This window comes from Paenibacillus methanolicus, assembly GCF_008124765.1.
Classification (GTDB): Bacteria; Bacillota; Bacilli; order Paenibacillales; family Paenibacillaceae; genus Paenibacillus_Z; species Paenibacillus_Z methanolicus.
On sequence record NZ_VNHS01000010.1, the window covers coordinates 196,188 to 220,308 of the forward strand.

The window sequence follows — 24,121 nt, forward strand, 5'->3', positions numbered from 1 at the left end:
GGATATCCGTCATCAATTATTTTCCATTCGCTTAAGCAAGGCGAAACGGCTATCGCCGTCTTTTGCGGCGAGGCGCGTTTCGTTTCAGAGAAATACAAGATGACTTATATGCGTGTAACATATAAGTTCTTGTATTTGAACCAAAGGGGTGGCGGCATGTACAAGGTCATCATCGTCGATGACGAAGCGGTCGTGCGCGACGGCTTGAAGAACACGATTACGTGGAGCGACCACGGCTTTACCCTCGTCGGCGATTACGCGAACGGCCGGGAAGCGCTCGAGGCGGTCGAGCAGCACAAGCCCGATCTGATCATCTCGGATATCAGCATGCCGTTCATGGACGGACTGGAGCTGGCCGCGGCCGTCAGCGCCTGTTATCCCTATATCAAGATGATCATTCTCACCGGCTTCGACGAGTTCGATTACGCCCAACAGGCGCTCCGGCTGAAGGTAGCGGACTTCATCGTCAAGCCGATCACCGCCCGCGAAATCCGCGAGCTGCTCGATAAGGCGCGCGCCGAGATGGACGAGGAGGCGAAGCGCCGCGAGGACATGAGCCGGCTGCAAAGCCAGTTGAAGCAGAGCCTTCCGCTGCTCAAGGAACGGTTCCTCGAGCGGCTCGTCATCAACGGCCTCGGCCGGGCGGAGATCACGGAGCGCTTCGCTTACTTCGGCCTGCCGCCGCTCTCTTCGATGTATGTCGCGATGGTCGTCGACATCGATGATTTCGGCGACCGCGAGTCGTTCGACTTCGACGCCTTCGACGAGGAGATGCTCCGCTTCGCGGCCTTCGATATCGTCAGCGAAATTTGCGCCGGCGAGGGCGTCATCGTCTTCCGCACCCGCGAGGAGCGAATGGTCGCGGTCGTCTACGGCATCGCGGAGGAGACCGCCCTCTACGACAAAGCGTTCCGCGTCGCCGAGCAGGTGCGCCACGAGATCGAGCGCTACCTCAAATTCACGATCACCGTCGGTATCGGACAAGCGTGCCAATCGACCGAACGGCTGCCGAATTCGTACCGCAGCGCCCTCGGCGCGCTGGATTACCGGTTCCTGCTCGGCAAGAACCGCATTATTAGCATTATCGACCTCGAGGGCAAATCGGAGGCGCTGCCGCCGGTGCAGCAAGATTGGGATCGGAAGCTCGCCTCCAGCGTCAAGACCGGCTCCATGCAGGACGCCCAGCGGCTCATCGAGCAGATGGTCGCGGAGCTGAAGTCGTCCATGGTGCCGATCGAAGCGTGCGTGCTCCATATGCAGAAAGCGGTGCTCGCGCTCATGAACTCGATTCAGGATTTGTCGGCTCACGAGAGCGGCGGCCTGCCGTTCGACCCGCAGACGATGCTGACCGACGTGTATCGCTTCAAAACGGTCGACGAGATCGAGCAGTGGCTGAAGCAGGCCGTCAAGACGGTCATGTCCGTCATCGAGGGCAGCCGCACTCACTACACGGGGACGCAGATCCGACGCGCGATCAACTATATCGAGAGCAATTACGCCAACGAGAAAATGTCGCTGCAGGAGCTGTGCCGCCACGTGCTCATGAGCACCAGCTACTTCAGCCTCGTCTTCAAGCAGCATACCGGCGAGACGTTCGTCGAATATTTGACCCGCGTGCGCATCGAGAAGGCGAAGGAGCTGCTGCAGCATACGACGATGAAGTTCTACGAAATCGCGGAGAAGGTCGGTTATGGCGACCCGAACTACTTCAGCATTCTGTTCAAGAAACACGCGGGAATCACGATGAGAGAATTCCGCGAGCGGAGCGGCGTCTGACATGTTCTTCGGACACCGCCGGCCGCTGCTGCCTTTGTTCCCGCTCAAGAGCATCCAATCGAGCATCTCGTTCGCGTTCTCCATCCTCATCCTCGCGACGATCGCCGTGACCAGCTTCATCAGCTACCGGCTGTCGGTCGACGCCGTGGAGCAGAACGCGACGGGCTACGTCGAGGAAATCATCAAGCAAGTCAACAGCAATATCCAATCCTACGTCGACAACATGGAGAACATCTCGCTGCTGGCCATGACGAACAAGGACGTCAAGTATTACATCGCCGACAACAGCTTCATCAGCGCCGAGGAGCGCCGGGTATACGAGAAGCGAATCTCCGACCTGTTCCAGGCGATCCTGTACACGCGGCAGGACATCGCCTCGATCATGGTGTTCGGCTACAACGACCGGTTCGTCTCGGACCGCCGGATCACGAGCCTGAACCCGAACGTGCGCCCCGAGGACACGCCTTGGTTCAAGTCGGCCAAGGAAGCGAAGGGCCGTTCGGTCATCTCCGCGCCGCACGTGCAGAACATCATCAAGAACGAATACCGGTGGGTCGTCTCGCTCAGCCGCGAGCTGCGCAGCACGGACGGCATCATGCCCGAAGGCGTCTTCCTCGTCGATCTGAATATGAGCGTCATCAACGACATGGCCCGCCAGATTAACCTCGGCAACAAAGGGTACGTGTTCATCGTCGACGACGAGGGCAATCTCGTCTATCACCCTCAGCAGCAGCTCATCTACAGCGGTCTGCGGACGGAGCTGATCGACGAGGTGAACGCGGCCGCAAGCGGCACCTCCTTCGCGGCTGGCGGCCGGGACGGCAAGCGGATCTATTCCGTGCAGGATACGAGTTTCGGCTGGAAAATCGTCGGCGTCGCCTATACGGACGAGTTGATGGCGAACAAGAGCGCGATTCGCAAATCGATTTTCTACTATGCCCTGTTCGGCCTCGTCGTCGCCCTCGCGCTGTCGGTGCTGCTCTCCCACCAGCTGTCCCGCCCGATCAAGAACCTCCAGAAGGACATGAAGCTCGTCGAGAAAGGCAATTTCGACATTAAGACCCCCATCGGGCAAATGAACGAGATCGGCCAGCTCGGACGCACCTTCAACATGATGGTCGGCCAGATCAAAAATCTGATGGAGGACGCGATCCTCACCCAGGAGCAGAAGCGCAAGAGCGAGCTGCAGCTGCTGCAGTCGCAGATCAACCCGCATTTCCTGTACAACACGCTCGATTCGATCATTTGGATGGCCGAGCAGAAGAAACACGAGGAGGTCGTGCTCATGACGAGCGCGCTCGCCAAGCTGTTCCGCGCCAGCATCTCCAAGGAGAAGGAGATCGTCCCGATCCGGGTAGAGATCGAGCACATCAAGAACTATCTCATCATCCAGCAGATGCGCTACAACAGCCAGCTGGACTACAAGCTGGACATCTCGCCGTCCATCCTGCCCTACCGTTCGCTCAAAATCCTGCTGCAGCCGTTCGTCGAGAACGCCATCTACCACGGCATCCGCAACAAGCCGGAGAAAGGGCTCATTACGATTCGAGGCTTCGAGCAGGACGGCAATATCGTCTTCGAGGTGGAAGACGACGGGCTCGGCATGAGCGAGGAGCGGCTGGCCGCGTTGTGGAGCGCCGGCGAATCGGAGTCGTCGCCGGGCGGCAGCGGCCGAGGAATCGGCATCAGCAACGTCAACGAGCGCATTAAGCTGTTCTTCGGCGAAGCCTACGGCATCACCATCCGAAGCGAGCTCGAGGTCGGCACGACCGTGACGATCACGATTCCGAAAATCGAGTGAAAGGAGCGGACCTATGCGCACACGGCGGCTATCCATCATCCTGACCGTCATGACGGTCGTTCTCATCCTCTATGCGGTGTTCTACACCCGTCTGGCGGGCGTTACGTCATGGGTCGGCGTCACCGGCTCGGAGACGAAGAGCATCATCGTCATCCTGAAGTCCAGCAACGTCCGCTCCGACTTTTGGCAGGCGGTCAAGGGCGGCGTCGACGCGGCGGCCAAGGAGCTCGGCGTGGAGACGGTCGTGCAAAGCCCGCTGCTCGAGACCGATGCGGATACGCAAGTCACCTTGCTGGACGAGGCGATCAAACGCAAGCCGCATGCGATCGTCGTCGCGCCGATCAACGATTACCGGATGGCCGATAAGCTGGAGCAGGTCCGCAAGGCCGGCATCAAGCTCGTCCTCATCGACAACCCGATTCCGCTCGATCCGCCGCCGGTGTCGGTCGCCAATGACCACCTGAAGGCCGGACGGCTCGCGGGCGCGACCGCCATCAGCATGACCGGCGGCCATCCGAAGGTGGCGATCATCAGCGACAACGTCGACGCGAACGCGTCGAACGCCCGCAAGAGCGGCATCGAGCAAGCGCTGCTCGCCTACCCGAACGGCGTCTACGGCACCTATTATTGCTTAGACTCCAAACAGCGGGCGTATCTCATCGCCAAGTCGCTGCTCAGCGGCAGTCAGCCGCAGTTCAATACGTTCGTGACGCTGACCGAATCGGCGACGCTCGGCGTCGCTCAGGCGATCGAGGAGACCGGCATGGCCGGCGAGATGAAGCTGATCGGCTTCGAGAGCTCCATCGACGAAATTCAGCTGCTGGAGTCCGGCGTGCTCGGCGCGACGCTCGTACAGCGTCCGTTCAACCTCGGCTACCTGGCGCTGAAGACCGCGCTGCGCGACATAGACGGAGGCGATGTCGAGACGACGACGCTCATCGATTCCACCGTCGTCAACCGGATGAACATGTATTCGGCCGAGAATCAAAAGCTGCTGTTCCCATTCAGCGAGAAATAAGAGGAAAGGAGGAGAGCCTATGCACAGCCGCCCAACCGGCGTCCGGACGGCCAAGCTCGCCGCGGCATGCTCGGCGCTCGCGCTGGTAACCGTCGCCTGCTCCGGCGACAGTCCGCCGCCAACGCCGCTCAAGAACGAGGAAGAGCCGGCGCTCATCCGGTTCGTCGCCTCCGAATACAGCAGCGAGACGAAGCCGATGCTCGAAGCGCTCGTGCGGGAGTTCGAGCAGAACAACCCGTACATCGACGTCGAGCTGCAGGTCGCCAATTGGGATATTCTCGACGGCATTTACACGACGATGATCAGCAACAACCAGCCGCCCGACCTGCTCAATACGAACGTATACGCCCATTTCGCCGCCGACGGACTGCTCAACGACTTGAACGCGATCATCTCGGACGAGCTGAAGGATAAGCTGTATCCGAGTCTCATGCAGATGGATCAGTTGAACGGCATCCAATACGCGCTTCCCTATGTGGCGTCGGTACGGAATTTGTACTACAACAAGGAACTGTTCGAGGAGGCCGGACTGACGAGTCCCCCCGCGACGTGGGACGAGCTGCGCGAAGCGGCGCGCGCCATTACCGCGACGGGCAAGGCGAACGGGTTCGGCGTCGATCTGACCGACAACGAAATTCAGGCGTATCTGTCCTACTTCTTCCTCGGCGCGGGCGGCGGCTGGCTGAAGAACGGGGAATGGGCGATTAATTCCGCGGCGAACGTCGAGGGGCTAACGTTCCTGAAGCAGCTGTACGACGAAGGGCTGACCGATCCCGACCCGACGGTCACGACGCGGGACGAGAAGCAGCGGGTGCTCGGCGACGGCCGGCTCGGAATGATGATCTCCGGCACGTATTTCACCTCCGTCGTTCCCCGCGAATTTCCGAATTTGCAATGGGGCTCCGGCCCGCTCCCGGTGAAGGCCGGAGAGCAGCCGCTCGCCTTCGGCGTCCATGACGTGCTCGTCTCCTTCAAGACCGACCATACGAACAAGGAGGCGCTGTCCGCCTTCATCGACTTCCTGTACAACAGCGAATCGTACGCGCAGATGGTCGCCCGCGAAGGATTCGTCCCGGTGCTGAAGGACGTCGGCAGCCAGCTCGCCGTAGCCGATCCGCTTATGAAAAATAGCTTGGACGCCCTCGCCGTCGCCCAGTTCTACCCGATCCAGCAGCCGGCTTGGCAGGCCGTCATGGACAAAGCACGCAAGCTCGGCAGCGCCGTGCTGAATAATCACGTGTCCCCGCAAGCGGCGCTCGACCAGTTGCAGCAGTTCGCGGTGGAGCGCACGAAGGCCGTTCGCGAGGATCGGAATGGATAGATCGTGAAGCGCAGGTCTTGGAGGCTCCCAAGCTTCCGGGACCTTTTTGTTCCCGAAGGAAGGCCCTATCTCGAGATTTCCTCTCCGCTAGCGCACCCCAGTCTGAAATTTCTTCAAGTATCTTTCCATTTTCCTCAAGTGTGCTACAATAAAAGATACCGTTCGGTATCTTTTATCTCATATCTCTGATTCCCCTTTGCCGCGAATGATGTTCGGCCGTGCGGAAAACCGATTCAAGGGAAGGAGCTTCCAACTTGTCGTTCAACGAACAACTAGCCCGTACGAAAGCGAGCTTCAAAGCAGCGTTGCCCGAAGAAGCCCAGGCCAAAATACTGCTTCATGTGAAGGAGCAGCAGGAGTCCGGCATCGTTTACGGTCTACGGGAAGGAGACCAGGCCCCGAATTTCTCCTTAGCCAATCCGCTTGGGGAGCCGATCACCCTGTACGACGAGTTAGCCAAAGGTCCCGTGGTCCTGGTCTTCTACCGCGGAAGCTGGTGCCCCTTCTGCAACGTCCAGATTCGAGCCTATCAGCGCATGTTGCCCGACCTTCAGCAACTCGGCAGCCAGTTGATCGCCATCAGCCCGCAAAGCCAAGACAACTCGTTGACCCAGATGGAGAAAGAACAGCTGACCTTCCCGGTGCTGAGCGATCCTAACGGCGATGTCGCACACCGCTATAATCTTTTGTTCGAATTGCCCGCTTATCTCCAAGACGTCTTTAAACATAAACTCGGCCGGGATCTCGCGCTGATTAATCAATGCGACCGTTGGGTGCTGCCCGTTCCGGCAACGTTCCTTATCGATCGAGGAGGCGTCGTTCGACGCCATTACGTCAACCCGGACTATATGAACCGCATGGAGCCGCAGGAAATTCTCGATCACTTGAAGCGTTTGTAATAAAGAGGCCGCCGACATACGATAAGAAGACCTCATCGCCCGCAAACGCGGGTGCTGAGGTCTTCTTCTTGGCTAAGACGGCTCGCAAGAGCAGAGCGGCCTTCGCTTCGCTTCGGTGCGTTGCCTTAATCAGTGCCGCGCTTCGGGCCGTTTACGAATCTCACGCACTCTCTGCCTACTTCGCCTCTACGACGACGCTATCCAGCAGCCGTCCTCTCACATACGGCAGCAGCCGCCACTTTCCGGCTTCCGGCAGCTCAATCATCGTCGGGATATGGCGGTCCGCCCCGTTAATGGCCCCGGCCAGCGCGTTCGAGGAGAGGATCGGATTGGTTTTGAAGACGGTAATAAGCTCATCTGAACCCTCCTTCACGGCCTTCACCGTGAAGGAGCCGTTCAGCTCGTCGCGGCTCCCCCAGAAATGCCACATCGCTTTCTGCGCCTGTCCGGCCGTGAACGGTACGTCGAGAATCCCGACGCGGCGATCCACGCCGCGCATCTCATAGGCGCCCGAAGCGAACAGCGGGCTGGGCGTCCAGGACGAATCGGGCATGTTCAGCATCAGCTGCCCGTATAGCCGGTCGTCCAGCAGCACGCGAATGCGCCATTCTCCCCCGAGCGGCAGGGCGAATCGGACCGCGTATCGCTCGAGTCCCTCGTAGCCGCTGCTCGGCCTCGAGATGGACGCCGAAGACAGCGTCTCCTCCTCGCCAGTCGCGACATGTTGCGCCTTAATCGTCAGCGTTCGCCTCATGAACGTCTCCAGCGGCGCCGTGAAGGAGAACAGGTAGCCTGCCGTTTCGCCCGCCCGCGCGTTCGGATCCGGAGAAAGCGTGAACAGCAGGCGGCCCTGCTCGTCATACGCTTCTCCCGCGGCGGCGACGGACGCCGATGAATTCCCCGCGCCGATGCCGCCGCGTTGGCCAGCGCCGCCTTCTCCGCTCCAGAACGGCCCGATGACCAGCAGCAGCGCGGCGGCCGCGGGCACGAGCAGACCGGCGGCGACCCACGTCCGAACGATCCGCGCCCGACTCCGTTTTCCGCCCCCGCCCGCCCGCGACATCACCTCTCGCTTCATCGCTTCCGTGAATCGTCCGTTCGCAAACGGCGGCTTCTCCATAGCCTTCGCCCATTGCGGCTTGTCGTCCCGCATAACTACGCCTCCTCTCCCTTGCCGTCCTCGGACAGCATTGCGTTCAGCTGTTTCTTCGCCCGGTGCGACCGCGACTTGACCGTGCCCTCCGAGATGCGGAGCAAGGCCGCGATCTCCCGCAGCGTCAACCCATAGTGATAATCCAGGACGAGCACCTCCCGGTATTTGCGCGGCAGCCGAAGGACGGCTTCCCAGAGCGCGTGGTTCTCCATCCCTTCGAGCGCATTCGCTTCGGCCGAAGGCGCCGCGTCCTTGCGGACGATCCGATCCGTCAGCGTGACCCGCCGAATGAAGGCGCTCTGGACGACATGCAGCGCTTTATTCCTCGTAATGGTCAGCAGCCAGCTCTTGACCGTGCAGCCGCCCCGGAAACCGTAAAGTCCGTTATACGCGGCGAGGAACACCTCCTGCGCCACGTCGTCCGCGGCCTCGGGACGCTTGGTCAGGAAGAAGGCGTAGTTCCAGACGTCGTTCCCGTAAGCGTCCATCATGTCGCGCAGCACCGGCGCCCGGTCATAGCCCGCGTCCAGATGCTTTAAGTACTCCCAACCTTCCGCCAATGCATTCACCTCTATCTTATAAGACCGGCGAACGGCCGGTTTGGTTCCCTTGCCCTCCCCAATCCGCGAAATCATTTGAAAAAATTCCGAACAAAGTTGCGGAGCAAGAGAGGTGAGTCTGTAGAAGCGACAGCGGTCGCCTTTGCGAATGGATATCCCCCTCTTAGAGTACCTAAATCAAGATATCCATGAGCAACAGCGATCGAAAGACCACCACTCTTGCGCAGCAATTCTTTGTTCAACTATTTTAAAAGAATTTATTCAAGATTTCGCGGAAGATATTCGATTCAGCCATTTCCCTCCGTCCTCTATGATGTTCATAGGCGCCGGAACACAAGAGAAGCCGGCGCGAACTCAAGAGAATTTCGAGGAGGGTTTGCATCAATGGTACTTAAAAACAAACTCGCAATGGGGATCGCCGCGACGATGCTGGTACTGCCGCTCGCAGCATGCGGATCGAACAACGAAACAACGAACAACCAACCGGCGAACAACGCCGAAACGAAAACGAATGAAGGCGCGAACAACGCCGCGAACACGGGCGGCGAGACGGCGGACGCCGGCACGAAGCTGACGGGCGACTTCGAAATTCAATACTTCGTCGGCGGTTACGGCGACGCCTGGTGGAAGAAAGTCATTGCCGACTTCCAAGCCGCGAACCCGGAACTCAACATCAAGGCGCTCGGCGGACCAAAAATCAACGAGCAGAACAAACCGCGCTGGATCGCGGGCACGCCGCCGGATTTCGTCTACATCGACGGACCGGAGCTCAACGACCGCCAGCTCGTGGAAGACGGCCAACTTGAAGACCTGACCGAGTGGATCCAAACCGCGACGAACGTCGACGGCGACAAAATCATCGACATCCTGGCGCAAGCGCCGCAGCAGTACGACAGCAAAATTTACAACATCCCGCTCGTGCTCAACTCGTGGGGTATTTTCTGGGATAAAGCGCTCTTCGCCGAGAAGGGCTGGACGGAGCCGACCGATTACCAATCGTTCCTCGACGTCAGCGAGAAAATCAAAGCGGCGGGCATCACGCCATTCATCCATACCGGCAAATATCCGTACTACATCAACGGCGCGTTCCTGTTCCCGGCGATCGTCTCCGCGAACAACAACGACTACACGGTGCTGCAAGACATGGCGGCGAACAAGGTCGAAGCGTACGAAAGCCCGGCCGTCATGACGGCGCTGAACAAAATCGTCGAGCTGCGCGACAAAGGCTTCATCGACAAAGGTTCGGTCCAAATCAACCACACCGATTCCCAAATGCTCTTCCTGCAGCATAAGGACGCATTCATCGCGAACGGCCTGTGGCTGCCGAACGAAATGTCCAAAGACGTGCCGCAAGGCTTCCAATTCGGCTTCATCCCGTCCGTCGGTCAAGACAACGGCGGCAAAATCGTAGCGAACACGTCGACGGCGACGGTAGCGATCGCCAAGAACGCGAAAAACAAAGACGCCGCGAAAGCGTTCCTGCAATTCATCTTCTCCAAAGCGCAAGCGTCCCAATGGGCAGAACTGTCCGGCGCGCCTTCGAACATCAAAGGCGACATCAGCGCATCCAACGCGCCTTCCCATGTTAAAGACGCGGCGAAATACCTGACCGACGCGAACACGGTCGTCATCCCGACGATCACGTACAACGCCGACGTCGACAAAGCGATGCAAGACGCTTCCGCGGCGCTCGCGGCCGGCACGATCGAGCCAGCCGACTGGGTGAAACGCGTCACGGACGCCGTGAAGAAAGCAGCGAAATAATCGGTTCATCTTAGGCACAAGCGGAGGATGGCGCGGGCGACCGGCCATCCTCCGAATTTACATGAAAGGAAGGTGAACGTTATGAACTCAGGATCAGCCAAGCTGCAACGGACGGTGTTTATCGCCTCCTTCATCGTGCCTACGCTCCTGTTCTTCAGCGTGTTCACGATTTACCCGACGATCAAGGCGCTCTACTTCTCGTTCTTCGACTGGTCCGGCATGTCCCAAACGAAAGACTTTATCGGCTTCGACAACTACATCGAGATGTTCAAAGATCCGATCATCTGGCGCGCGATCGGCAACGACTACTTCCTGGTTCTCGGCAAAATCATCGGCATCATGGCGCTGGCGACGTTCTTCGCGGTCGCGCTGACGCGCTTCAACTTCAAGCTGGCGGGCTTCTTCCGTTCGATCTTCTTCATCCCGAACGTCATCTCGGTCGTCGTCATCGGCGTCCTGTGGAACTTTATCTACAACCCGCAAATCGGCTTCCTGAACTCCTTCTTGTCCCTATTTACGAAAGATCAGGTGACGATCACGTGGCTCGGCTTCGCGGATCATACGATCTGGATGCTCTTGCCGCCGGCCATCTGGGCCGGTATCGGCTTCTACATGCTGCTGTTGATCGCCGCCATTCAAAATATTCCGGAATCCTACTATGAGGCCGCAAGCCTCGAAGGCTCTGGTCAATGGCGCCAATTCTGGACGATCACGCTTCCGCTCATTTGGGAGCAAATGAAGGTATCCATCCTGAACATCATGATGACGACGCTGAACGGCTCGTTCGTTATCGTCTGGATCATGACCGAGGGCGGTCCGGACAATTCCACGCAGGTTATGGGCACGTATTTGTACCAAATGGCGTTCCGTCAATACCACTTCGGCTTTGCATCCGCGATCGGCGTGCTTATCCTCGTGTTGTCGCTCTTGACGACCGTCGTCCTGCAGCGCCTGATGCGCCAGGAAACCGTCGAGCTCGGCTAGATTTGGATTAGGAGGAGACCTACATGAATCAGGGGATCAAAAACCCGATCGCCAAAATCATCTTTCTCGCGATTCTGCTCCTATGGAGCGTGTCCGTTATTTATCCGCTCATCTGGACGCTGCTGGACTCGCTAAAGGACAACCAGCAGTTCTTCTTCAACAAGCCGTGGGCGCTTCCGAACTTCCCGCTGCTGTGGGAGAACTACTCCTACGTGTGGGAGAAGTACCACTTCGATAAGTATTTCGTGAACTCGCTGCTCGTCACGGGCGGCGCTACGCTGCTCGGCCTGCTGCTGGCCGCGATGACCGCTTACGTGCTCGCCCGCTTCAAGTTCAAGGGCAGCGGCGCGATCTACGGCCTGTATATCTCGTCGATGATGGTGCCGTTCATCCTGGCGCTCATCCCGCTGTTCTTCCTGCTCAACTCGCTGCACCTGACGAACACGAAGATCGGCCTCATTCTGGTGTACACGTCCAGCGTGCTCGCCTTCGGCATTTTCGTCCTCGTCGGCTTCTTCAAAGGATTGCCGAAAGAACTCGAGGAAGCCGCGAACATCGACGGCGCAGGTTATTACGGCACGTTCTTCCGCGTCATGCTCCCGCTCTCGCAGCCGGGTCTGATCGCGGTGGGCATCATCAACGTATTGAACATTTGGAACGAATATATCGTCGGTACCGTACTCGTGTCCGATCCCGAGCAATACACGCTGCCGATCGAGATCGGCGTCATGCAAGCCGAGATGCAGTACCGCACGGAATGGGGTCCGCTGTTCGCGGCGCTCATGTTCACGATCGTTCCGGTGCTCATCCTCTACATCATCTTCCAGCGCCAAATCGCCAGCGGCATCACGGCGGGCGCGGTCAAGTAAGCCGCCTGTCAAGGCGACCTAACCTTAGCTTGGGCTGCCGCCCGGCTAAGGTTATCTTTTTGTCCGCAATGAAACGGCTAGCGCCGTCCTGTAACGGCGTAGGGCGGCGGTTCATTCCATCGGATGAATTTCCCCCTCCGGGGCGGTTGTATGCCCGCCTTGGTCTGGAGTACGTTAAAAATGCCATAATTTGTTACATTGGCCAATTCGACGCAAAGGAAGTTATGCCTCGTGTCTACCGACATACGCAAGCTGCTCGTCATGAACTCGGTCAGCTCCGTCATCGCCATCTATATCGGCATTTACGTCAATCTGTATCTATGGGAAGACGGACAGCGGATCGCCGACGTTTCCTTCTACAACATGGTCATGTTCATCGGCTGGGGCCTCGCCTTCTGGATCGCAGCCAAGCTGTTGACCCGCTTCTCGGTCCGGCTGCTCTACAGCTGCGCCGCCGGGTTCGGCGGAATCGCCTTCACGTATCTCATGACCGTCACCCTCGACAACCGCCTGCTCTGGATCGCGCTGCTGGGTCTCCCCGTAGGCGCCATGTTCGGCTTCACGTCGGCCGCCCAGAACCTCGGCATGTCGCTGCAGGGCAAGGCGAGCGAATTCTCGAGCTATTTCGCGGCCGTCAGCATTATCGGCCAAGTGCTGTCGGTGGCGGTGCCGATCGCCTCTGCCAAGGTCATCGACTGGAGCGGTTACGGCGGCTCGTTCGTCCTCATGCTAGTCGCCCTCGGCGTCATGCTCGTCTTCTCGCTGCGGATGCCGCCGATCCGCATGCCGAAGTTGTCCGATACGAAGGAGCAGGCGGAGCTGGGTCGCTTCCGATTCCGCGCCGCGTTCAATTTCCCGGGCGCCAAGTGGATGCTGCTCTCCCTGCTCGCCGGCGGCGTATTCCTCCAGTTCCAGAACCTGTTCACGCTGCTCTTCACGTTCTCCGTGACGCAGAACAAGCTGTGGATCGCGCTGCTGAACGTGACGTATACGCTCGTGTCGCTGCTCGGCCTCTGGCTGTACCGCCGCATCCGGATCAACGAATCGCGCTGGCTCTGGATCGGGACGTTGCTGCTCGCGGCGGGCTTCATCGTCGTCATGTTCCCGTATAAGGGAACGATGATCGCCTCCAACCTGCTGACGGCGATCGGCATGTTCTACTTCAACACCGTCTGGACGTCGCAGCAGTTCCGCTGCATCCAGCCGCTCGGCGCCGCCCAGCGGGCTTCCTTCCTCGTCTGGCGCGAGACGCTGCTCATCGTCACGCGCTGCTTGCTGCTGACGCTCACCTTCTCGCTGACCGAGCTGCGGGGCGCCCTGTTCATCTCGCTCATCGTCGTCACGCTCGTCTGCCTGCTGGCGATGCCGTTGTTCCAGCTGCGCGCCCTTCGCCAGAGCGGGACGCGCGCGGAGGCCGTGGAAGCGTCGGCGTAAGCTGCACTGCATAAACAAAAGGCCGTTCGGGGCTTGAACTCCCCGAGACGGCCTTTTTGCAACGCGGCTTGACGAGAGTTCGACTCTCTCGCACGCTCGCCGATTACCGCTTCGCGGACGGCTCGACCTCGACTTTGAACACGTAGCTCGCGCTTCCTTGCGGCCATTTGGCCTGCACAATATACAGATGCTCGCCGGCGCCCGCCGCCAAACGGAAATAAGACCCGTCGTATTTCAAGCTCTCATTCGGGCGCTCCTCGTCAGGGAACGAGACCATAACGCTCACTTCGTCCGGCTCCGTTCCGAATGCCAGCCGAACGTTCTCGCCGCTCGTGCCCAGCACGTGGAACTTCTGCTTCTCCGCCAATTCTTCGTTAGACGGTACGTCCGCGCATGCATCCTTCCAACAATACCCGCCGAGCGAAGCCGCGAAAATTCGATCGCCGACGACCACGCGCAGCTCGGGCGGCAGCGGGCCGACTGCGTCCCCATCCTTCTCCCGTTCTAGAGGCGCCGCGTTCCGGAACAGTTCCGACAGTATCGCCTTGGCCGCGTCCGTCAGCTTGTAGTGGCCCGAGTACGTCTCCTTCGTCGCCAAGCCGGGCTCGTCGCCCTTGAGCCAGAACGAGAAGACGTGTAACGCATCGTCTTCCATCCGCACCGTCGCCGCGAAATCCGGCGGCCTGATATCGAATATAGCCGAGTCGTATTCGGCATCGTTCATCGCTTCTACGAACGACTGGAACGTCTTGGGATCGTCGATCCGCCGCCCCGGTCCGTCCTGCTCCTGAGCGGTAATCGACGCGATGCGAGCGGCTTCTACCTGCTCGAGTCCAGGCAGCGCCGCGCTCCCCGACTGCCGACAACCGATCAGCCAAATTAGCAAGAAGCTCACGCCTAAGGCGCGCAATCGTTTCATTCGCGTCCAGCCCCTCCGTAAATATGTACTATCTACGACTGCACGGGACGACGAAAGGTTGCACAGCATCGAAAACTTCCCCGGCTCTGCGGGGTCTACAGCCCCAGCCGCTCTTCCAGCTCGCGCTTCTGTCTTAAATGGTGGCGGAAGTGCATGCCGATCAGCGCATGCCACTCGCGCGCGTTCAGCCAGCCGAAGCCGCCATGCTCGACTTTGGCATTCGCGTTCGCCGCGGCCGCCCTCACTTCCAGCTCCCGCATCCGGCTCATGACCTGCCGAAGCCGCTCCTCGAGGCCATCGATGCTGTCCGGGTTGTCAGCCTGGTTCATGTCTTCGGGCAGTTCGATCTTAACGGGCGGGAATCCGCCGATTCGGAACGCGTCCTCGCCCGCGGCCGTCTTGCCGAGCGGCTGCTCCGTCTCCGCCTCCGCGCAAGCTTCCACGTGATCCATATACTCGTGCGCGACCGCGATAAGATGATCGTACATTTGGCCGAGCGACCATACGCCCGCCTCCGGAATCTTCCTCAGCTGCTCCAGCGTGTAACGCCGCAATTGTCTCCGGTATTCTTCGATCAGCCGATATTCGCTCATGCCGTATCGCTCCTCTCTTCTCTGCCGTCTCCGCTACCATGCTACCATATCCGGTCTCGGCGGATTTCTTCCGAATTGCTCCTTTGGATGGCGGCGTCGGGAGCCAAAAGAGAGGACTCGCCTCCCCGGCTGTCAAGCAAACCGGTTCAGCGAGTCCTGTAATTCGTTCGATAGTTTCTGCAGCCGCTCCGACAGGGCGACCAGATCGGCGCTGATGCCCAGCTGCTCGGCGCTCTGGGACGCGACTTCCTCCGAGGAGGCCAGCGACTGCTCCGAAATCGCGCTTACGTTCATCATCGCCTCGACGAGCGAATGCTGGATCTGTTCCAGCACCTCGGCCGAGGTGCTCACGCGGTGCAGCTGGCGGCGGAACGCTTCCATGCTGCCGCCGGTCTGGCGGAACAGCTCGTCCGCTTCATGCACGGCCGCGAGCTGCTCGCGGAACACCGGCTGCGCGGCCGACAGCATCGCCGCCGTCTCCGCTACGCCGTGCTCGATCGTGCCGGTCAAGCCGCGAATCTCCTCGATCGACAGACGCGAGCGCTCCGCCAGCTGCCGCACCTCGTCCGCCACGACCATGAAGCCTTTGCCCGCCGAGCCGGCGCGCGACGCTTCGATCGCCGCGTTCAGCGAGAGGATGTTGGTCTGCTTCATGATGTCGTTCAACAAGCCGAGCACTTTGCCGATCGAGGCGGCCGCGGCGTTGAGCGATTCGGCCTTCTCCGTGACGGCGTGGATGACTTCCTCGGAATGGGCGGTCTTCTCGCGCAGTTTGCGCATCGACGCCGTGCCCCGCTCGCTCGCCTCCATGACGCCCTCCGCCGCCGCGGACATCTGCCCGCTCGCCGCCATCATGTCGTCCGTCTGGCGCATCGCTTCGTCCGTCAGCTCCTTGCCTCGTTCCGCGCCGAGCGCGAGCTCCTCCCCGCCCTTGGCGATGTCCGCGGTCGCCGCCGCGACGTCCTTGGCGGCCAGCTCGGTCGACGCCGACGCCGACGCGAGCGAGTGCGCCGTCGTCAGCACCTCCTGCGCGGACATGCGCGTCTGCTCGACGAGCGCGCCGATGTTGCTCATCATCCGGTCGAAGCTCGCGCCCAGCTGGCCGATCTCGTCAGCGGCTTTGGCTTGCGTGCGCACGCTCAGGTCGCCTTCCGCGCCTTGGCGCATCAAGTCCCGCATCCGCGCGAGCGGCCGTCCGATGAAGCGCGCCGTCAAGGCCGCGATTATGATCGAAGCCGCGCACGCGGTCGCCAGTACGATCGCGATGGCGCCGAACATGTCTTCCGTTTCCTTGTACAGGTCCGCGAACGGGATGTAGCCGGCGATCTGCCAGCCGTTGATGGCCGACTGCGCGAAGACGATCTGTTGCCGTCCTGCCGAATCCGCGTAGCTGCCCTCCGTCTTCTCCTTCAACTCGGCCGGCATCGTCAGCTGAGACGGCCCTCCGTTGCCACCCACCTTCTTGTCGTACACGACGCTGCCGTCTGGGCTAATTACCTGCACGGTGCCTTCGCCCATCTCGACGCCGTTGATCTGCTCGCCCATGGCGGAGAGATCGACGTCGATCAGAATGACGCAGTAACCGCCCGTCTGCCCGGCGCTCCGGATGACGCGTCCGACCGAGAACGTCGGGTTCGTATTCCGGTTGTCCGGCAGGTTGGAACCAAGCCACGCCGATTGACCGTCTTGCCGGACGATCGATTGGAACCAGGCATCCTCCCCGTAGGACCGGTTTTTGAGCAGCCCCGATTTGGTCGGGATGAGCGTGCCGTCCATGCGCAGCAGCTCGATGGAAGTGATGCTTTGATCCGAATACATATAATCCTGCAGCAGCAGGTCGATGTCGTCCGCGATCGCCGCGTATGCTGACGAATCGGACGCGTGGTCCGCAAGCGCGGTCACCGAATCGGCGAGCTTCTCGTCGACCATCATTTTGAGCAGGAGCCCATCATACGTTTTATACAGGAAATCGAGTTTCTGGGACGTCTGCTGGGCCGTCTGGCCGTATGCGGCGACCACCTTTTTCTCCAGCGCGCGCTTGGCGATCCCGTATGAAATCATGCCGGATGCCGCGACGAACGCGACGATGGACGCGACCATGATGAGACCGATCTTGAACCCGATGGACTGAAATATACGCCTCCATACCGGCTGACGTGCGGCCTGTTTCTCTCTGACTACGCTGCGCATGGCAGGACCTCCCTTGAAGGTGAAGTGACGATTCGTACCGTTCCCTACCTCCACTATACCGGGAGCCCCCTGGGCCAACCATCGAATATCTTCCTCTTAATCTAGAATTATTTATGCAATGTGAACGACCGATTCCGACACCGAATCTTCACAAATAGGGGGCCGTCCCCGGATTGACGAGGAGACGTCCGATTTTATATAGTTTTATTGTAGAACTATTTCACTGTCGAATATTACGAGAATAAAACCGATTAGTAGAGAGAAAGGAGGTTTGTACCTGTTGGAACCGCAATTCTTGAGGGAACTGATCGTCCGCTACCAGGACGTGTTCTTCTCCGTCAACAGCAAACTCGACGCGGTGCTGAAGGATCACATGCCGGACGGCTTGACGATCGATCAATACGCGACGCTGCGCTACATTCGAGATAACGGCCCATGCACGTCGTCGGAGCTCGCCGATATTTTCTGCGTCGGGAAGAGCTCGATTACCGCGATTGTGAACCGCCTCTTCGAGAAGGAGCTGATTGAGCGCGTGCCGCACAAGAAAGACCGGCGCGTGACCCATTTGAACCTGACCGAGGAAGGCAGCCGGGTCACGAACGATATGGAAGAGCGCATTCAGCGCGCGCTCGCGCCTTATTTGGACCAGTTCGAAGCCGAGGAAGCGATGGCGTTCATTAACACGTTCGAGAAACTGGCCCGCGTACTGCATGGCTAGCCTCGCCCGCCAGGCGAAGCAGCTCATTATTTTATAAATGATAGGAGAGAGATTCACGGATGAGAACGATATTGAAACTCCGATGGGTCATGATCGTCCTTTGGATCGCCCTCGCCGCAGGTTTGATGGCGACCGCTCCCAATATGGCGGACCTCGTGCGCGAGAAGGGCCAAGTCGACGTCCCGGACGGATACTCGTCGTCCAACGCCGGCCAGCTCATCGAAGCGATGGAGGAGCAGGGCGGCGAGAGCAGCGGCGCTTCCACGGTGCTCGTCTTTCACAACGACCAAGGCTTGAGCGAAGCCGACAATGCCGAGATCAAGGCGACTATCGAGCGCCTCAAGCAGGAGAAGGCGCAATACGGCATCGGCGGCGTCACGTCCCACGTCGATACCCCCGAGCTGGCGGAGCAGATGGTCGCCAAGGACGGCAAGACGGTGCTCGCGCTGCTGAACGTCCAGCTGGACGGCCGCACGCCGGTCGAAGCCGCCGATGCGATCCACGATGCGGTCAAGGACGTCAAGGTGGAGCATTATTACACCGGCAACTGGCTCATCTCCGAGGACGTCGTCCAGAGCTCGCAGGAAGGGCTGAAGAAGACGGAGCTGATCACGGCGGTGTTCATTATCGCGATTCTGTTCCTCGTCTTCCGTTCGGTCGTCGCGCCGTTCATTCCGCTGCTGACGGTCGGCTTCAGCTACCTCGTCTCGCAGTCGGTCGTCGCGTTCCTCGTGAAGTACGCGGATTTCCCGTTGTCGAACTTCACGCAGATCTTCATGGTCGCCGTGCTCTTCGGCATCGGCACCGACTATTGCATCCTGCTGATCAGCCGCTATAAGGAGGAACTCGCGCATACGAACGATCGTACCGAAGCGATCGTGACGACCTATCGCACCGCCGGACGCACGGTCATCTTCTCCGGACTCGCGGTGCTCGTCGGCTTCGCGTCCATCGGCTTCTCGACGTTCGTCCTGTACCGCTCGGCCGTCGCCGTCGCGGTCGGCGTCGCCGTCATGCTGATCGCGCTCGTGACGATCGTACCGTTCTTCATGGCGGTACTTGGCAACGCGATCTTCTGGCCGTCCAAGGCGGCGGCGGGCCACAAGCCAAGCCGCTTGTGGGGCTCGGTCGGACGTTTCTCGCTGAAGCGCCCGCTCTGGGCGATCGCCATCCTGGCCGTGCTGACGATTCCGTTCCTCATCGCCTACCAAGGATCGACGTCCTTCAACTCCCTGGACGAGATCGGCGAGAAGTACGACTCCGTCAAAGGCTTCAACATCATCGCGGACAGCTTCGGCCCCGGGGATTCCCTCCCGTCCACGGTCGTCGTGAAGACGGATAAGCCGCTCGACAACTCGGAGGGTCTGGCGGCGATCGAGCAGCTCAGCCGCGAGCTCGCCAAGGTCGACGGCGTGAAGACGGTCCGCAGCGCGACGCGCCCGACCGGCGAAGCGCTCGAAGACATGCAGGTGACCGACCAGGTGACCCAGCTCGAAGACGGCATCGGCAAGAGCGAAGAAGGCATCGGCCAAATCACGGACGGCCTCGCCGAAGCGAGCAGCTCGCTCGCGGCGAACGCCCCGAAGCTCAATGAAGCCGTCGACGGCGTCGGCGACCTGATCGCCGGCACGAACGCGCTCAAGCAAGGCGTCGAGCAGCTCGGCGGCGGTCTGAAGCAGCTGCAGCAAGGACTTGCGAGCGGCGCGGCCGGCGCGGCCGAGCTGAAGGCCGGCCTCGCGCAAGCCAAGTCGAGCGCGGACCAGCTGACCAAGGCCAGCGAGCAGCTGCTCGGCAATTACAAGAAAATGGCCGGCGGGCTCGGTCAAGTATCGAATGCTTACGGCACGCTTACGAAGCAGCAGGCGTCGATCGCGGCCGGACTGGACGGACTCGGCCAAAGTCTCTCCGGGCTGGCGTCCAAATACCCGGATCTTGCCGCCGATCCCGAGTTCCAGCGCGCGCAGGGCTCCGTCTCCGCGCTGGCGGACGGCGCGAAGCAGCTGAGCGGCGGCATGTCGCAGCTGAACGGCCAGCTCGCCACGATCGTCGGCGGCCTCAATCAAGCCAACGCCGGCTTCTCGCAAGCTTACGCCGGTCAGTCCCAGCTTACGCAAGGGCTCGGCAAGCTGGCCGCCGGCATCGGACAGCTGCAAGCCGGCGTCGCCAAGGCGGCGGACGGCCAGGGACAAATCGTCGCGAAACTGCCGGCCCTTACCGGCGGATTCGACCGGCTCGCGGCAGGACAGAAGGAGCTGCAGGACGGCTTCGCCCAAATTAGCGGCCAGCTGGGCCAACTGACCGACGGGTTGAACCAAAGCGTCGACGGCTTGTCGCAAGTGTCCGACGGGCTGGGCTCCGCGGGCGACTACTTGACCGGCCTTGCTTCCGCGCCGGATAAGCAGCTGGCCGGCTGGTACATCCCGCAGGAAGCGATCGACGGCGAGGAATTCCAAGCCGCGCTCGACGTCTATCTCTCGGAAGATCGCCAGACGGTGAAGTTCGACGTCGTCTTCGGCGGCAACCCTTACGAGATCGAGACGCTCGAGAAGGTCTCGGATCTGGATGCCGCGATTACCCGCGCGCTGAAAGGCACCGCGTTCGCGGACGCCGAATACGCCGTCGGCGGCGTATCGAGCATCAACAACGACCTGCGCAATATTTCCGCCGAGGATTACTCGCGCACCGTCGTGCTCATGCTCATCGGCATCGGGATCATTCTGATCGTGCTGTTCCGCTCGATCGTCATGCCGATCTACCTGATTCTGTCGCTGCTCATCACGTTCTACACGTCGATGGCGATCGCGGAAGTGATCTTCGTCCGCATCATGGGCTTGTCGGGCATCAGCTGGGCGGTGCCGTTCTTCGGCTTCGTCATGCTGATGGCGCTCGGCATCGACTACAGCATCTTCCTGATGGACCGGTTCAAGGAGTACCGCCATCTGTCGCCGAAGGAAGCGATTCTCCGCTCCATGGAGAACATGGGCACGGTTATCATGTCCGCCGCGCTCATCCTGGGCGGCACGTTCGCGGCCATGCTGCCATCCGGCGTTATGTCGCTGCTCCAGATCGCGACGATCGTGCTCTGCGGCCTGTTCATGTACGCGCTCGTCATGCTGCCGCTGTTCATTCCGGTCATGGTCCGGGTGTTCGGCGAAGCGAACTGGTGGCCGTTCATGAACCGCAAGGACGACGAGGACGATTACGTCGGCCAGCCAACGGTCGCGATTTCCGGGAAAAGCGACTCTCATCACGGATAACGACAACCGCGGCATTAACGCGCGAGACCGCAAGAATAAAAGGGCTTCGCCCTTCGAGAACCCGATCTTTTCACCCTCGCCCCTTCCCCCTCAAGCGCAAGCTGTCAGGTTAAGGAAAAACGGCTGGTGAAGCCAGCCGTGGCTATAGTTGATCGGCTTACGCACATGCCTATGTCTTAGGACGAACTTCAAAACCCACTGAAGCTTTGTCCGTCAGGACAAAAGCGTGCCACACTCAAGCCCTCCCGCCGACCGCGAACAAACATGTCAGCACGAAATAGGGAGTCCTGAGCGTTTTCAAAGGAAAACGCACTTCGGAAGCATACGCTTGGGCAAAGCCCTGAACGCTTTCCAACGGAAAGCGCACTTCGGAAGCATAGGCTTTGGAGCCTCCTCGGCGGAGGAGGTGGGAGGAGGGAGCAACAAAAGTGGGGTCATCGGGGCGCAGCCCTTCTTAACCTGACAGCATTGCCCCCTCCAGCGGAGGGGAACCAAAGGGTTTGCACCCTCTGCTTTCGTCCGCTCCCGCGGACACGCTTTACGTTTTTATCCACAACATGAACGGTTGCATAATAAAAAAGCACCGCCGACGCTCAACTTCGAGCTCGCGCGGTGCTTTTTGCGTTACGTTATTAAACCAGCCCTAAACCAGGTCACGAGGTGCGGTTCAGCCTCACCGGCTCATACCGTTTGAACCGGATATCGCACACGGTTCCCTGGCCGGGCTTGCTCTTGTACCGGATCGTGCCGGACATCAGCTGAATCAGCTGCACGACGACGAGCATGCCGAGCCCCGTCCCCGCTTCCTTCGTCGTGAAGAACGGCTTGCCGATCTGCCTTAGCTGTTCTTCGCTCATGCCGACTCCCGTATCCGACACTTGGATGCACAGCTTGCCGCCTTCCGTCCACGTCATGACCGTCATCGTGCCGCCGGACGGCATCGATTCGATCCCGTTCTTGAGAATGTTCAGCATGCACTGCTGAAATTTCTTCGGCTCTCCGAGCATCATGAGCGGCCCGTCCTTCATATGCTGAATCCGAATCTCCACGTCCGCCATCGTCGACAGCGGCGTTACCCACGGCATCAAGCCGTCCAGCTCGGCCCGGATATCGATCGGCTGCTGCGGCTCGCGGGTTGGCTTGGCGTAATTCAAATAATCCGAAATGATGGCGTTCGCGTGATTGATGCCCTGCGCGGCATATTCCCGATAGCGCTCGCGCGTCTCCTCGTTAATGCCTTCCTTGCCCATCAGCTGCAGGAAGCCCTTCGCCGTCGTCAGCGGGTTGCGGATCTCGTGCGAAATCGAAGCGGCCATCTGCCCGATCACCTGATACTTCTCCGCATCCATCAGCTCCGTCTGCAAATACTCCTGGTGTTTCACCCGATGGTACACGGCGCTGACGAGCAGCGCGGAGACGACCGTACCCGCAAGCGCCCCAAGCGCGGCCACGACATCGACCGATCCGTTCCCGATCGCGTAAGCGCCCGCCAGGTAAATGGCGACGTGCGTCGCCACAAGGAGGATATACCGCCGCAAGTACCGGGTATACGGGATGCACCCCGAATCGCTACGGTTAAAATACGCGCCGAGCAGCATCAGCGCGGACGTGCCGGCGATCGTAGGCAGCCAGTCGTTGCCGACGATCAACGTGCCGCCTAGCGTAAAAGCCGCCCATACGGCAACGCCCGGCACAAGCCCCTCGAATAAGATCGTGAGCGCGATCGAAATCGGGGTCAAATGCACGGCATATACGAGCGGGTCCACCGTCTCCGTCGCGAAATACAGGCCGGACAGCAGCGCCAAAATAACCATATAGGCCAAACTTCTTCGCGTCTCCCCGAACAGCTTCACCCTCACGACCAGAGACAGAAGACAAGCCCCGAATATATAAAGCAGCCCATGAACCTCATGGGTCAATAAGGAAATCCAACTCTGTTCGCCCATGCGTCCGACGCTCCCTCGCCACGTCCTCTCCTACTTTCTCCCATTATACATCGGGAAACTATGAAATTCTCGTTTTTTTGCGATCTTTTTACATTTTTCTCACGGAATCACTTACGAAATAATCGCATCTTGTCGAAAGATAGAGTAGGACCCAAACGCGAGAGCCACTGTTCCAACGCGCCTGCCGTTAACGAGAGCTGCTCGGCTTCCGAGATGGCGGGCGGGTAGTCCTGCCATTCTTCCGCATAGGAAGCGAACTGCTGGTGGTTGCCGCCGCGGATATTGACATACTCGGTCGTACCCGGCAGTTGCTCGCGTTCGCGGTCCGAGACGTTCAACGTGACGATGCCGTCTTTCGTCGCCGCCACCTGCAGCACGGGCATTCCGCCGACGTCCTCCCCCGCTTCGCGGTCGATGAAGGAAGCGATCAGAAACAAACCTTTCACCCGCTCGCGATGCGCTGCCGCGTAACGGGCCGCTACCGCGCCGCCCAAGGAATGGCCGCCGATCACGAAAGATTCTTGCGGATGCTCGTTCAAAATTCGCGTCGCTCGTTCGGTTGCGAGCGGCGAGAAGTTGAGCGGCATTTTGACCAAATAGACGGGGTAGCCGCGCTCTGCCAGCATACGCGCCCACGGCGAATACCCCGCCGCATCCGCCAGCAGACCGGGGTACACGATGACGCCGGGGGATTTTCGGACGCCTTGTACAGGTTCAAGCAGCCACCATCCCGACGACGAGGAGACGCGTACCCGGTTATCGCTCATCAGCGCCAAGATCGCTTTGTCGCTCGGCTCGAAGACGGCGATCCGGTAAGCCGCCACCAGCGCGATCGCGAGCAGGCAGGCGAGGAACAGCGTACGGCGCAGCCTTTCTTCGAAGCGGCCGGATAGGCGCATACCCATCTTACGTTCGCCTC

Annotated in this window: 18 protein-coding genes; 11 read left to right on the plus strand and 7 right to left on the minus strand. The window is 60.0% G+C overall.

Translation table 11 applies throughout. The features are described from left to right. Positions 1-156 precede the first annotated feature (156 nt). The 5 genes from BCM02_RS25145 (at position 157) to BCM02_RS25165 (ending at position 6,815) form a co-directional block, all read left to right on the plus strand. Positions 157-1,776 carry a response regulator gene (locus tag BCM02_RS25145; protein WP_148931885.1) on the plus strand — a complete coding sequence of 540 codons (1,620 nt, stop codon included), beginning with the start codon at positions 157-159 and terminating at the stop codon, positions 1,774-1,776. A gap of 1 nt (position 1,777) precedes the next feature. After that, entirely contained in the window at positions 1,778-3,577 is a 1,800-nt protein-coding gene (locus BCM02_RS25150) for a cache domain-containing sensor histidine kinase (protein WP_148931886.1), read from the plus strand. Between the two features lie 13 nt (positions 3,578-3,590). Continuing rightward, a complete protein-coding gene (locus BCM02_RS25155) occupies positions 3,591-4,595 on the plus strand; it encodes a substrate-binding domain-containing protein (protein WP_148931887.1) in 1,005 nt (334 codons plus the stop codon). Between the two features lie 19 nt (positions 4,596-4,614). Continuing rightward, the gene (locus BCM02_RS25160) at positions 4,615-5,916 is read left to right on the plus strand and encodes an extracellular solute-binding protein (protein WP_148931888.1); all 1,302 of its coding nucleotides are present in this window, start codon (positions 4,615-4,617) and stop codon (positions 5,914-5,916) included. A 254-nt stretch (positions 5,917-6,170) separates the two neighbouring features. Beyond that, positions 6,171-6,815, plus strand: a complete 645-nt coding sequence (locus tag BCM02_RS25165) for a peroxiredoxin-like family protein (RefSeq protein WP_148931889.1) — start codon at positions 6,171-6,173, stop codon at positions 6,813-6,815. Between the two features lie 175 nt (positions 6,816-6,990). On the opposite strand, the gene BCM02_RS25170 is transcribed toward BCM02_RS25165, so the two are convergent. Both BCM02_RS25170 and BCM02_RS25175 read right to left on the minus strand, forming a co-directional pair. Beyond that, on the minus strand, positions 6,991-7,968 hold the full coding sequence (locus tag BCM02_RS25170) for a DUF4871 domain-containing protein (protein WP_148931890.1): 978 nt from the start codon (positions 7,966-7,968) through the stop codon (positions 6,991-6,993). A gap of 2 nt (positions 7,969-7,970) precedes the next feature. Then, positions 7,971-8,528, minus strand: coding sequence for an RNA polymerase sigma factor (locus BCM02_RS25175; RefSeq protein ID WP_425466205.1), 558 nt, complete (start codon positions 8,526-8,528; stop codon positions 7,971-7,973). 384 nt (positions 8,529-8,912) lie between these two features. On the opposite strand from BCM02_RS25175, the gene BCM02_RS25180 reads away from it, so the two are divergent. The 4 genes from BCM02_RS25180 (at position 8,913) to BCM02_RS25195 (ending at position 13,579) form a co-directional block, all read left to right on the plus strand. Then, entirely contained in the window at positions 8,913-10,292 is a 1,380-nt protein-coding gene (locus tag BCM02_RS25180; RefSeq protein ID WP_148931891.1) for an ABC transporter substrate-binding protein, read from the plus strand. A gap of 81 nt (positions 10,293-10,373) precedes the next feature. Further along, positions 10,374-11,276 (plus strand): carbohydrate ABC transporter permease, encoded by a 903-nt coding sequence (locus BCM02_RS25185; RefSeq protein ID WP_148931892.1) that lies wholly within the window; start codon positions 10,374-10,376, stop codon positions 11,274-11,276. A 23-nt stretch (positions 11,277-11,299) separates the two neighbouring features. Continuing rightward, entirely contained in the window at positions 11,300-12,145 is an 846-nt protein-coding gene (locus tag BCM02_RS25190; protein ID WP_148931893.1) for a carbohydrate ABC transporter permease, read from the plus strand. A 231-nt stretch (positions 12,146-12,376) separates the two neighbouring features. Then, the gene (locus tag BCM02_RS25195) at positions 12,377-13,579 is read left to right on the plus strand and encodes an MFS transporter (RefSeq protein ID WP_148931894.1); all 1,203 of its coding nucleotides are present in this window, start codon (positions 12,377-12,379) and stop codon (positions 13,577-13,579) included. 103 nt (positions 13,580-13,682) lie between these two features. Here the strand turns inward: BCM02_RS25195 and BCM02_RS25200 are convergent, their stop codons facing one another. The 3 genes from BCM02_RS25200 to BCM02_RS25210 form a co-directional block, all read right to left on the minus strand. Beyond that, positions 13,683-14,498, minus strand: coding sequence for a YhfM domain-containing protein (locus tag BCM02_RS25200; protein ID WP_148931895.1), 816 nt, complete (start codon positions 14,496-14,498; stop codon positions 13,683-13,685). A 95-nt stretch (positions 14,499-14,593) separates the two neighbouring features. Then, positions 14,594-15,091, minus strand: a complete 498-nt coding sequence (locus BCM02_RS25205) for a DinB family protein (RefSeq protein WP_148931896.1) — start codon at positions 15,089-15,091, stop codon at positions 14,594-14,596. A 132-nt stretch (positions 15,092-15,223) separates the two neighbouring features. Beyond that, positions 15,224-17,281 (minus strand): methyl-accepting chemotaxis protein, encoded by a 2,058-nt coding sequence (locus BCM02_RS25210; protein WP_148931897.1) that lies wholly within the window; start codon positions 17,279-17,281, stop codon positions 15,224-15,226. A gap of 280 nt (positions 17,282-17,561) precedes the next feature. Between BCM02_RS25210 and BCM02_RS25215 the strand changes: the two genes are divergently transcribed. Both BCM02_RS25215 and BCM02_RS25220 read left to right on the plus strand, forming a co-directional pair. Then, positions 17,562-17,999 (plus strand): MarR family winged helix-turn-helix transcriptional regulator, encoded by a 438-nt coding sequence (locus BCM02_RS25215; RefSeq protein WP_148931898.1) that lies wholly within the window; start codon positions 17,562-17,564, stop codon positions 17,997-17,999. Between the two features lie 59 nt (positions 18,000-18,058). Then, positions 18,059-21,256: an MMPL family transporter gene (locus BCM02_RS25220; RefSeq protein WP_148931899.1), complete on the plus strand. Its 3,198-nt coding sequence runs from the start codon at positions 18,059-18,061 to the stop codon at positions 21,254-21,256. Positions 21,257-21,909: 653 nt separating this feature from the next. On the opposite strand, the gene BCM02_RS25225 is transcribed toward BCM02_RS25220, so the two are convergent. After that, positions 21,910-23,202 (minus strand): ATP-binding protein, encoded by a 1,293-nt coding sequence (locus BCM02_RS25225; RefSeq protein WP_148931900.1) that lies wholly within the window; start codon positions 23,200-23,202, stop codon positions 21,910-21,912. A gap of 107 nt (positions 23,203-23,309) precedes the next feature. Beyond that, the gene (locus tag BCM02_RS35425; protein ID WP_187434403.1) at positions 23,310-24,107 is read right to left on the minus strand and encodes an alpha/beta fold hydrolase; all 798 of its coding nucleotides are present in this window, start codon (positions 24,105-24,107) and stop codon (positions 23,310-23,312) included. Between the last annotated feature and the right edge of the window lie 14 nt (positions 24,108-24,121).

Excerpts from the sequence above, each read along its gene's own strand:
- BCM02_RS25180 (WP_148931891.1), top strand. The coding sequence starts at position 8,913 with ATGGTACTTAAAAACAAACTCGCAATGGGGATCGCCGCGACGATGCTG.
- BCM02_RS25150 (WP_148931886.1), top strand. The coding sequence starts at position 1,778 with ATGTTCTTCGGACACCGCCGGCCGCTGCTGCCTTTGTTCCCGCTCAAG.
- BCM02_RS25225 (WP_148931900.1), bottom strand. The coding sequence starts at position 23,202 with ATGGGCGAACAGAGTTGGATTTCCTTATTGACCCATGAGGTTCATGGG.
- BCM02_RS25190 (WP_148931893.1), top strand. The coding sequence starts at position 11,300 with ATGAATCAGGGGATCAAAAACCCGATCGCCAAAATCATCTTTCTCGCG.
- BCM02_RS25145 (WP_148931885.1), top strand. The coding sequence starts at position 157 with ATGTACAAGGTCATCATCGTCGATGACGAAGCGGTCGTGCGCGACGGC.
- BCM02_RS25160 (WP_148931888.1), top strand. The coding sequence starts at position 4,615 with ATGCACAGCCGCCCAACCGGCGTCCGGACGGCCAAGCTCGCCGCGGCA.
- BCM02_RS25185 (WP_148931892.1), top strand. The coding sequence starts at position 10,374 with ATGAACTCAGGATCAGCCAAGCTGCAACGGACGGTGTTTATCGCCTCC.
- BCM02_RS25200 (WP_148931895.1), bottom strand. The coding sequence starts at position 14,498 with ATGAAACGATTGCGCGCCTTAGGCGTGAGCTTCTTGCTAATTTGGCTG.
- BCM02_RS35425 (WP_187434403.1), bottom strand. The coding sequence starts at position 24,107 with ATGGGTATGCGCCTATCCGGCCGCTTCGAAGAAAGGCTGCGCCGTACG.
- BCM02_RS25205 (WP_148931896.1), bottom strand. The coding sequence starts at position 15,091 with ATGAGCGAATATCGGCTGATCGAAGAATACCGGAGACAATTGCGGCGT.
- BCM02_RS25155 (WP_148931887.1), top strand. The coding sequence starts at position 3,591 with ATGCGCACACGGCGGCTATCCATCATCCTGACCGTCATGACGGTCGTT.
- BCM02_RS25220 (WP_148931899.1), top strand. The coding sequence starts at position 18,059 with ATGAGAACGATATTGAAACTCCGATGGGTCATGATCGTCCTTTGGATC.
- BCM02_RS25170 (WP_148931890.1), bottom strand. The coding sequence starts at position 7,968 with ATGCGGGACGACAAGCCGCAATGGGCGAAGGCTATGGAGAAGCCGCCG.
- BCM02_RS25210 (WP_148931897.1), bottom strand. The coding sequence starts at position 17,281 with ATGCGCAGCGTAGTCAGAGAGAAACAGGCCGCACGTCAGCCGGTATGG.